General features: G+C 48.2%; 15 protein-coding genes. All 15 read left to right on the forward strand.

Annotated features, from left to right (window positions below):
- Positions 1-10 precede the first annotated feature (10 nt).
- Positions 11-568 (forward strand): 50S ribosomal protein L6, encoded by a 558-nt coding sequence (rplF, locus tag KK083_RS06695; RefSeq protein ID WP_254161834.1) that lies wholly within the window; start codon positions 11-13, stop codon positions 566-568.
- 35 nt (positions 569-603) lie between these two features.
- Positions 604-951, forward strand: a complete 348-nt coding sequence (rplR, locus tag KK083_RS06700) for a 50S ribosomal protein L18 (RefSeq protein ID WP_254161835.1) — start codon at positions 604-606, stop codon at positions 949-951.
- Between the two features lie 63 nt (positions 952-1,014).
- Positions 1,015-1,533, forward strand: a complete 519-nt coding sequence (gene rpsE, locus KK083_RS06705; RefSeq protein ID WP_254161836.1) for a 30S ribosomal protein S5 — start codon at positions 1,015-1,017, stop codon at positions 1,531-1,533.
- 5 nt (positions 1,534-1,538) lie between these two features.
- The gene (rpmD, locus tag KK083_RS06710) at positions 1,539-1,718 is read left to right on the forward strand and encodes a 50S ribosomal protein L30 (protein ID WP_254161837.1); all 180 of its coding nucleotides are present in this window, start codon (positions 1,539-1,541) and stop codon (positions 1,716-1,718) included.
- Between the two features lies 1 nt (position 1,719).
- Complete coding sequence (gene rplO, locus KK083_RS06715) at positions 1,720-2,166, forward strand: 50S ribosomal protein L15 (protein ID WP_254161838.1); 447 nt, start codon at positions 1,720-1,722, stop codon at positions 2,164-2,166.
- On the forward strand, positions 2,166-3,488 hold the full coding sequence (gene secY, locus KK083_RS06720; protein ID WP_254161839.1) for a preprotein translocase subunit SecY: 1,323 nt from the start codon (positions 2,166-2,168) through the stop codon (positions 3,486-3,488). Before rplO ends, secY begins: the two co-directional genes overlap by 1 nt.
- 7 nt (positions 3,489-3,495) lie before the next feature.
- Positions 3,496-4,308, forward strand: coding sequence for a type I methionyl aminopeptidase (map, locus tag KK083_RS06725; protein ID WP_254161840.1), 813 nt, complete (start codon positions 3,496-3,498; stop codon positions 4,306-4,308).
- Positions 4,269-4,487: a translation initiation factor IF-1 gene (gene infA / locus KK083_RS06730; protein ID WP_112748506.1), complete on the forward strand. Its 219-nt coding sequence runs from the start codon at positions 4,269-4,271 to the stop codon at positions 4,485-4,487. Before map ends, infA begins: the two co-directional genes overlap by 40 nt.
- 14 nt (positions 4,488-4,501) lie before the next feature.
- Positions 4,502-4,618, forward strand: a complete 117-nt coding sequence (ykgO, locus tag KK083_RS06735; RefSeq protein WP_079690082.1) for a type B 50S ribosomal protein L36 — start codon at positions 4,502-4,504, stop codon at positions 4,616-4,618.
- A gap of 6 nt (positions 4,619-4,624) precedes the next feature.
- Positions 4,625-5,005: a 30S ribosomal protein S13 gene (gene rpsM / locus KK083_RS06740; protein ID WP_254161841.1), complete on the forward strand. Its 381-nt coding sequence runs from the start codon at positions 4,625-4,627 to the stop codon at positions 5,003-5,005.
- A 28-nt stretch (positions 5,006-5,033) separates the two neighbouring features.
- Positions 5,034-5,432, forward strand: a complete 399-nt coding sequence (gene rpsK / locus KK083_RS06745) for a 30S ribosomal protein S11 (protein WP_254161842.1) — start codon at positions 5,034-5,036, stop codon at positions 5,430-5,432.
- Between the two features lie 79 nt (positions 5,433-5,511).
- Positions 5,512-6,117, forward strand: a complete 606-nt coding sequence (gene rpsD / locus KK083_RS06750; protein ID WP_254161843.1) for a 30S ribosomal protein S4 — start codon at positions 5,512-5,514, stop codon at positions 6,115-6,117.
- A gap of 23 nt (positions 6,118-6,140) precedes the next feature.
- Positions 6,141-7,130, forward strand: coding sequence for a DNA-directed RNA polymerase subunit alpha (locus KK083_RS06755; protein ID WP_254161844.1), 990 nt, complete (start codon positions 6,141-6,143; stop codon positions 7,128-7,130).
- A gap of 5 nt (positions 7,131-7,135) precedes the next feature.
- A complete protein-coding gene (gene rplQ / locus KK083_RS06760; RefSeq protein ID WP_254161845.1) occupies positions 7,136-7,705 on the forward strand; it encodes a 50S ribosomal protein L17 in 570 nt (189 codons plus the stop codon).
- A gap of 133 nt (positions 7,706-7,838) precedes the next feature.
- Entirely contained in the window at positions 7,839-8,939 is a 1,101-nt protein-coding gene (gene carA, locus KK083_RS06765) for a glutamine-hydrolyzing carbamoyl-phosphate synthase small subunit (RefSeq protein ID WP_254161846.1), read from the forward strand.

Here is an 8,939-nt window from a genome sequence, read left to right on the forward strand (position 1 = left end):
CAGAAGAGACATGTCACGCATAGGCAAAAAGATTATAACACTTCCCGCGGGGATCACCTTCAACTTCTCAAAAGAGAACCATAAGGTATCCGTTAAGGGACCAAAAGGTGAACTCCACCAGGCGATCGATCCCGATTTTACCATCAAGCAGGAGAACGGTACCCTGCTGGTTGAGAGACCTACCGATCAGAAGCGTCATAAGTCCATGCACGGCCTTTACCGCGCATTGATCGCCAACATGATCGAAGGTGTATCGAAAGGATATAAAACACAGATGGAACTTGTCGGTGTGGGCTACAAAGCCAACGCCCAATCCAATGTGCTGGAATTGAGCCTTGGTTACTCACACAACGTGTTCCTGGCCGTTCCTTCTGAGATCAAAGTACAGGCTTTCCAGGAAAAAGGTGGAAACCCTACCATCGTGCTCGAAGGTATCGACAAGCAATTGATCGGACAGGTTGCTGCCAAGATCAAGTCGCTCCGTAAAGTTGAGCCTTACAAAGGTAAAGGTATCCGCTTCACAGGTGAGTATGTACGCAGAAAAGCTGGTAAGGCTGCTGCTAAATAATTAAGAACTTAAAGCATCATAGCGAAACAACAACTATGGCAGGCAAGAATAGAGAAAGACGTGAGAGGATAAAGCTGGGCATCCGTAAGAAAGTGAACGGAACAACGTCAAGGCCCAGGTTATCTGTGTTCAAAAGCAATACCGGTATCTACGCCCAGATCATCGACGATATCAAAGGCGTAACCGTGGCTTCTGCTTCAACAGTGGAGCTCGGAAAGAAAGCGGTGAACATCGAGAACTCGAAGAACGTAGGCAAGAAGATCGCCGAAAAGGCAATCGCTTCCGGTGTTCAGGAGATCGTTTTCGATCGCAACGGGTATCTTTATCACGGCAACATCAAGGCATTTGCTGAAGGTGCCAGAGAAGGTGGTTTAAAATTCTAAAGAAATACGGCCTTCGCTGCGGTTCGCTGCAGAAAGGAGATAATAACACAAGAAATTAAAAGTATGTCTGTAAGCAATATTAGCACAGTAAAAGCCAGCGAGATCGACCTGAAAGAAAAAGTCGTAGCCATCGAGCGTGTAGCCAAGGTGGTGAAAGGTGGTCGCAGATTCAGCTTCGCAGCCATTGTTGTGGTAGGTGATGGAAATGGTGTTGTGGGTTATGGCCTCGGAAAGGCGAACGAAGTAACCGATGCCATCACAAAAGGTATCGACGATGCGAAGAAGCACCTGGTGAAAGTTCCGATCATCAAAGGAACTGTGCCGCACGAATCTTTAGGTAAATTCGGCGGTGGCTTTGTACTGCTGAAGCCTGCTTCCCCTGGTACAGGTGTTATCGCCGGTGGTGCGATGCGCGCCGTGCTGGAAAGTGCCGGTGTTCACAATGTATTGGCAAAGTCTAAAGGTTCTTCCAACCCGCACAACGTGGTGAAAGCTACCTTCAAAGCGCTGACCAGCATGCGTGATGCCTACAGCATCGCTAGAAACAGAGGAATTGCATTGTCCAAAGTATTTAACGGCTAAGAGACATGGCGAAAGTACAGATCACACAGAAAAGAAGCACGATCAAGAGGCCTCAGACCCAGATCAAAACGATCCAATCATTGGGTTTAGGAAAGATCAATAAGACCGTTGAAGTGGAGCTGACGCCCCAGATCGCCGGTATGATCAGAAAAGTAAATCATTTGATCACAGTTAAAGAACTCTAAGATGAAATTGCACACGCTAACACCTGCTAAAGGTTCGGTAAAGACAAATAAAAGGCTTGGTCGTGGACAGGGTTCCGGAGGTTCAACTGCCGGACGTGGTCATAAAGGTGCGCAGTCAAGATCAGGTTATCACAGCAAGCCTGGCTTCGAAGGTGGTCAGATGCCACTGCAGCGCCGCGTGCCGAAATTTGGTTTTAAGAACAACAAGAAAGTATATTACAAAGCAGTAAACCTCGATCTGCTCGAGGACCTGGCTGGAAAGAACACGGGCGGAAATATCAGCCTGCAGTTTTTGATTGAGAACGGTATCGTTGGCAAAAGCGATAAAGTGAAGGTATTGGGAAGGGGAGAGCTTAAATCAAAAATCAGCGTTGAGGCCCACAAGTTTTCAGCAACTGCTGCACAGGCAATTGAAAAAGTTGGTGGCACCGCTACAACAGTGAAATAATGAAACGTTTCTTTCAAACCATAAGGAACATCTTTTCGATCGAAGATCTTCGTGTCAGGATCCTGAACACCATCGGGTTCCTGATCATCTTCAGATTGGGATCATTCATCGTTATCCCGGGTATCAATCCTGATCATCCGAGTCTTGCCGACGCGGGAGATACAGACGGTATCCTCGGATTGTTGAATACTTTCCTGGGCGGATCGTTCAGCCGCGCATCCATCTTTGCACTGGGTATCATGCCGTATATCTCGGCGTCGATCATCGTGCAGCTGCTGACCTTTGCCGTACCCTATTTCCAGAAACTTCAGAAAGAAGGTGATTCCGGACGCAAGCGTCTCAATCAGTTTACCCGTGTGCTGACCATCTTTATCACAGGATTCCAGAGCTATGCTTACATCCGTGGTACGATAGACCAGGGTGCCATTATCGATCCGGGCTTCTTCTTCTACTTCTCTGCCATCACCATCCTGGTGGCCGGAACCATGTTCTGTATGTGGCTGGGAGAGCGCATCACCGATAAAGGTATCGGAAACGGTATTTCAGTGCTGATCATGATCGGCATTGTATCAAGGCTCCCCGCCGCGCTTTCAAACGAAGCGGTAAGCCGCGGAATGAACGGCGCTTTGTTGTTCATCATTGAATTGATCGTGCTGTTTGCCATCGTGATGGGCGTGATCATGCTCACACAGGCTACCCGCCGGATCCCGATCCAGTATGCCAAGCAGGTGATCGGTAACAAGCTGTACGGTGGAAAACGCGATTTCATTCCCCTGAAGCTGAACTCAGCCGGTGTTATGCCCATCATCTTCGCGCAGGCGTTGATGTTCATCCCGGTGCTGCTGGTAGGTATGTGGAGAGACACAGAATGGGGTACTTATATCGGCACAACCTTCTCGGATCCTTACTCATGGCAGTACAGCCTGGTGTTTGGAACGCTGATCCTGATCTTCACGTTCTTTTACACGGCGATCACGATCAACTCTAACGACATTGCCGATAACCTGAAAAGGAACGGTGGTTTTGTTCCCGGTGTAAAACCCGGCAAGCAGACAGCCGAATTTATCGATACAGTTTTATCAAGAATTACTTTGCCTGGTGCTTTGTTCCTCGCGGTGATCGCCATCCTTCCTGCCTTTGCAGTGAAGCTGGGCATCAGCCAGAACTTCGCACAGTTCTACGGTGGTACTTCATTGCTGATCATGGTGGGGGTTATCCTCGACACCCTGCAGCAGATCGAAAGCTACCTGCTGATGAGACACTATGAAGGTATGATGAAGTCAGGCAGGGTAAAAGGACGTTCTCAATTTGCTGCGGCTTAAACGCTGAATGGTCAACTTAAAGACTGAAGAGGAACTGGTTATTATTCGTGAGAGCTCCCAATTACTGGGAAAAGCACACGGTGAAATAGCCAGGCTCGTCAAGCCCGGTGTAAAAACCATGGCGCTCGATAAGTTGGCGGAGGAATACATCCGGGATCATGGCGGAATTCCTTCCTTTAAGAACTACAGGGGTTTCCCTGCTTCACTGTGCATCTCGGTAAACGAGATCGTAGTGCATGGCTTCCCCGGAAGTTACGAGATCAAGGAAGGTGACATTATTTCGATTGATTGCGGGGTTCAGTACAAAGGCTACCACAGTGACTCAGCTTACACTTACCCACTGGAGGGTGTAAAGCCGGAAACACTGCTGCTCCTGGAAAGAACTTACGATTCGCTGTATCTGGGCATCGCCCAGGCAAAAGCGGGTAACAGGATCGGCGATGTAGCCCACGCCATTCAGAGTTACGTTGAAAGTTTCGGATATGGCGTGGTGCGCGAGCTGGTAGGCCATGGTGTTGGAAAGAAGCTTCACGAAGATCCCGAGGTCCCTAACTACGGAAAGCGGGGTAAAGGCGTGAAGATCGTGGCGGGAATGGTGTTCGCCATCGAGCCCATGATCAACCAGGGAACAAAAAGTGTGGTGCAGGAGCGTGATGGCTGGACGATCCGTACGGCAGATAAGAAACCCTCGGCGCATTTTGAGCACATGGTTGCGATACATGCAGACAGGACTGAAGTTTTGACAACGCATCAATATATAGAAGAAAATTACAGCTATAAGTGGCGAAGCAAAGGTCAATTGAGCAAGATGGTACCATAAGCGAAGCATTGTCTAACGCAATGTTTCGGGTACAACTGGAAAACGGACATGAGGTATTGGCCCACATTTCGGGCAAAATGCGCATGAACTACATCCGCATATTGCCTGGCGACAGGGTAAGACTCGAAATGTCGCCTTACGATTTGACAAAGGGCAGGATTGTGTTCAGATACAAGTAGATATATAAACGAAAATGAAAGTTAAAGCATCCATAAAGAAGCGCAGCGCTGACTGTAAGATCATCAGACGCAAGGGCAAGTTGTATGTGATTAACAAAAAGAATCCAAGGTATAAACAAAGACAAGGTTAACAGACTATGGCACGTATTGCTGGTGTAGATATTCCTGACAATAAGCGAGGCGAAATCGGCCTTACTTACATTTTTGGTATTGGCCGCAGGTCAGCCCAAAAGATCCTTACAGAAGCCAATGTGAATTTGGATAAGAAGGTGAAGGAGTGGAATGACGAAGAGTCAAACGCGATCAGGGCTATCATTGCCGAGAAATTCAGAATTGAGGGTGTGCTCAAGTCTGAGATCCAGCTCAGCATCAAACGCCTCATGGATATCGGATGCTATCGCGGACTGCGTCACCGTAAAGGTCTGCCCGTTCGTGGCCAGACTACCAAGAACAACGCGCGTACCCGCAAAGGAAAACGTAAGACGGTAGCCAACAAGAAGAAGGCAACTAAAGGTTAATTGAACTAAAAAATAAACTTTTCAATAAATGGCAACTGCTGAAAAGAGAAAAGATAAAGCAAAAAAGAGGGTGGTGAATGTTGAGGCTGTAGGAGAAGCCCACATCAAGGCTACTTTCAACAACATCATTATCGCAATGACCAACACAACCGGCCAGGTTATCTCTTGGGCATCTGCTGGTAAGATGGGCTTCAAAGGATCGAAGAAGAACACCCCCTATGCAGCACAGATGGCCGCGCAGGATTGCGCTACCAAAGCTTATGAGCAGGGCTTGAGAAAAGTTGAGGTCTTTGTGAAAGGTCCCGGCGCAGGTCGCGAATCAGCGATCCGTACCATCCAGGGAGCAGGCATCGAGATCACCGCTATCCGCGATGTGACGCCGCTGCCCCACAACGGCTGCAGACCTCCTAAAAGAAGAAGAGTTTAATCATTGACGATTTACGATGGACGATCTGCGATTCAACAATTGCAGATCGTCAATCTGAAATCCAAAATTTTAAATACACATGGCAAGATATACAGGCCCTAAGGTCAGAATTTCAAGAAGATTTAACGAGCCTATCTTAGGCGAGAACAAGGCGTTGGCAAAGAAGAACTACGCTCCCGGTCAGCACGGCCGTGGCAAAAAGCGTAAACAGTCTGAATATGCCACACAGCTTGCTGAAAAGCAGAAAGCCAAGTACATCTACGGTCTGCTCGAGCGTCAGTTTGCAAAATTGTTCAGCGAAGCATCCCGCAAGAAAGGTGTTACCGGTGAAACCCTGCTCCAGCTTCTCGAAGCACGTCTGGATAACACCGTTTACCGCCTGGGTATTGCCCCCACCCGCAGGGCTGCACGCCAGCTCGTGATCCACAAACACATTCAGGTGAACGGCGAGATCGTTAACATTCCCTCATTCACCCTGAGACCTGGCGACCTGGTGGGTGTGCGTGAGCGTTCAAAATCACTCGAAGCCATCAACAACAGCCTGTCTATCCAAGGGGCAAAAAAATACAATTGGTTGGAATGGGATAACAACGAGATGGTAGGCAAGATCGTAAATCTTCCTCCCCGTCAGGACATCCCGGAAAACATCAACGAGCAGCTGATCGTTGAATTGTATTCTAAGTAATTTAACTGTTAATCAACATTACTATGTCAATATTAGCATTTCAAATGCCAGAGAAGGTTGTGATGGAAAAGTCTGATGATTTTCACGGACTCTTCACATTCAAACCTCTGGAAAAAGGATACGGAGTTACGATCGGTAATGCACTGAGAAGAATTCTGTTGTCCTCCCTGGAAGGTTATGCGATCACCGGTATCAAGATCCCCGGTGTACTCCATGAGTTTTCTACCATTGAGGGTGTTGTTGAAGATGTAGCGGAGATTATCCTCAACCTGAAAATGGTGAGACTCAGGAAACTTGCTGAAACGTTTGACAGCAAGATCACAGTAAGCATCAAGAAGCAGAAGCAGTTCAAAGCTGGTGACATCACCAAGTTCACTTCCGCTTTCGAAGTGCTCAATCCCGATCACGTGATCTGCAACCTGGATGAATCTGCGCATTTTGAAATCGAACTGACCATCGAGAAAGGCAGGGGCTATTTACCTGCTGAGGAAAATAAACCGACAGAACAGGTATTCGGATTCATTCCGATCGACGCCATTTTCACACCTGTGAAGAATGTGAAATACAGCGTTGAGAATACCCGCGTTGAGCAGAAGACTGACTATGAGAAACTCGTGGTTGACATCGAGACCGACGGTTCGATCCACCCCGAGAAAGCACTGGAAGGCGCTGCCCACATCCTCATCCAGCACTTCAGGCTGTTCTCCGACAAGTCTATCGAGCTCGAAACCGGCAAAGATGCTGAGATCGAGCAGGTAGACGAAGAGATGCTTCACATGCGCAAGCTGCTGAAGACACCCCTTCACGACCTCGACCTGTCTGTACGCGCATACAACTGCCTTAAAGCAGCCGATGTTAAAACCCTCGGAGATCTGGTTCAGCTCGAGATCTCGGATATGATGAAGTTCAGGAACTTTGGTAAGAAGTCACTGGCCGAATTGGAACAACTGGTAGCGGAGAAGAACCTTACTTTCGGTATGGATCTTTCCAAATATAAACTTGAAGAAGACTAGAAAACATGAGACACGGTAAGAAAGTAAATCACCTAGGAAGGAAAACAGCCCACAGACAAGCGCTGTTGTCTAACCTTGCATCTTCGCTCATTTTAAATAAGAGGATCACCACTACGGTTGCCAAGGCGAAGGCCCTGAGGAAGTATGTTGAGCCCCTCATCACCAAATCAAAAGAAGATACAACGCACTCCAGAAGGACTGTGTTCTCATACCTCCAGAACAAAGAATCTGTACAGACCCTGTTTGGCGAAATTGCCGGCAAGGTGGCTGACAGACCCGGTGGATACACCCGCATCATCAAGCTGGCCGATACCCGCTTGGGTGATAATGCTGAAGTGTGCCTCATCGAGCTGGTAGACTTCAACACCCTCTACACCAAAGAAGCTGCGGTGAAGAAAGGCAGAACCCGCAGAAGCCGCGGTAAAGGCAAAGAAGGTGTAGCTGACGCTGAAGTAGTACAGGATGCACCGGCAGCAGAAGCTAAGGCCGAAAAGAAAACCAAGAAGGCTTCTTCGAAAGAAGAACCGAAAGCTGAAAAGAAAACGACTTCAAAGTCTAAAAAGACAAAAGAATAGTGTTTCACAAAAGCATATCGAAAAAGGGATTGGATCTAAATTCAATCCCTTTTTTTGTGCTCAATCGTTACCGGAAATTTGCGCCGAAAACGCTGGCATTAGTTGAAATTCATATCTTATTTTGGTGAATCTTATGCAGAAAAAAGCTTATCTACTCCTGGAAGACGGACTGCTGGTGGAAGGCACTCCGATCGGTAAAATTGGCACATCCGGCGGCGAGATCTGTTTCAATACAGGTATGACGGGGTATCAGGAAATCTATACCGATCCTTCATACTACGGCCAGATCATCGTCAACACAACCGCCCACATCGGTAACTATGGAACGCTGGATAACGAACAGGAATCGGGCAGCACCAAAATAGCCGGTATCGTGGTGAATGATTTTGCGGAAGAGTTCAGCCGCAAAGAGGCCAAAGAGAGCCTTCAGCAATACCTCGAAAAGAACAATGTTGTAGGCATTGCCGATGTGGACACCCGCATGCTGGTTCGCTACATCCGCAGCAGAGGTGCCATGAATGCCCTGATCTCATCAGAGCTCACACCCGACCAGATGAAAGCAGAGCTGAAGAAAGTTCCTTCGATGGACGGCCTCGAGCTTTCGTCTATCGTGAGCACCAAGGAACCTTACTTCATCGGCGAGCCCGACGCAAAATTCAAGGTGGCGGCGCTCGACCTCGGCATTAAGAACAACATCCTGAAAAACCTTGCCGCGCGTGGCTGCTACATTAAAGTGTTCCCTGCCAAAACTCCCATGAAAGAAATGGCAGCCTGGAAACCCGACGGATACTTTATCTCGAACGGCCCTGGCGATCCCGCGGTGATGGACTACGCTATTGAAACCGTGAAAGGTGTTGTGAACAGCGATACACCGGTGTTCGGCATCTGCCTTGGACACCAATTGCTTGCGCTGTCATGTGGGCTGTCAACCTACAAGATGCACCACGGCCATCGCGGGCTCAACCACCCGGTGAAGAACCTGATCAGTGGCAAGGGCGAAATGACGTCGCAGAACCATGGCTTCGCGGTAAGCGACAAAGACCTCGATAAGAATAAAAATGTGGAAGTCACCCACGTTCACCTGAATGACAATACCATCATGGGCATCAGGCTGAAGAACAAGAAAGCATTTTCGGTGCAATACCACCCTGAGGCTTCACCGGGGCCACATGATTCCAACTACCTCTTCGATCAGTTTGTGTCGATGATGTCTGAAGAAAAACAAAAGGCATGA

It is taken from the genome of Chryseosolibacter histidinae (assembly GCF_018598225.1).
Taxonomy (GTDB): Bacteria; Bacteroidota; Bacteroidia; order Cytophagales; family Cyclobacteriaceae; genus Chryseosolibacter; species Chryseosolibacter histidini.

What these genes read in the sequence shown, in the direction of transcription:
- rplF (WP_254161834.1), top strand. Translation starts at nt 11, where the DNA reads ATGTCACGCATAGGCAAAAAGATTATAACACTTCCCGCGGGGATCACC.
- rplR (WP_254161835.1), top strand. Translation starts at nt 604, where the DNA reads ATGGCAGGCAAGAATAGAGAAAGACGTGAGAGGATAAAGCTGGGCATC.
- rpsE (WP_254161836.1), top strand. Translation starts at nt 1,015, where the DNA reads ATGTCTGTAAGCAATATTAGCACAGTAAAAGCCAGCGAGATCGACCTG.
- rpmD (WP_254161837.1), top strand. Translation starts at nt 1,539, where the DNA reads ATGGCGAAAGTACAGATCACACAGAAAAGAAGCACGATCAAGAGGCCT.
- rplO (WP_254161838.1), top strand. Translation starts at nt 1,720, where the DNA reads ATGAAATTGCACACGCTAACACCTGCTAAAGGTTCGGTAAAGACAAAT.
- secY (WP_254161839.1), top strand. Translation starts at nt 2,166, where the DNA reads ATGAAACGTTTCTTTCAAACCATAAGGAACATCTTTTCGATCGAAGAT.
- map (WP_254161840.1), top strand. Translation starts at nt 3,496, where the DNA reads ATGGTCAACTTAAAGACTGAAGAGGAACTGGTTATTATTCGTGAGAGC.
- ykgO (WP_079690082.1), top strand. Translation starts at nt 4,502, where the DNA reads ATGAAAGTTAAAGCATCCATAAAGAAGCGCAGCGCTGACTGTAAGATC.
- rpsM (WP_254161841.1), top strand. Translation starts at nt 4,625, where the DNA reads ATGGCACGTATTGCTGGTGTAGATATTCCTGACAATAAGCGAGGCGAA.
- rpsK (WP_254161842.1), top strand. Translation starts at nt 5,034, where the DNA reads ATGGCAACTGCTGAAAAGAGAAAAGATAAAGCAAAAAAGAGGGTGGTG.
- rpsD (WP_254161843.1), top strand. Translation starts at nt 5,512, where the DNA reads ATGGCAAGATATACAGGCCCTAAGGTCAGAATTTCAAGAAGATTTAAC.
- KK083_RS06755 (WP_254161844.1), top strand. Translation starts at nt 6,141, where the DNA reads ATGTCAATATTAGCATTTCAAATGCCAGAGAAGGTTGTGATGGAAAAG.
- rplQ (WP_254161845.1), top strand. Translation starts at nt 7,136, where the DNA reads ATGAGACACGGTAAGAAAGTAAATCACCTAGGAAGGAAAACAGCCCAC.
- carA (WP_254161846.1), top strand. Translation starts at nt 7,839, where the DNA reads ATGCAGAAAAAAGCTTATCTACTCCTGGAAGACGGACTGCTGGTGGAA.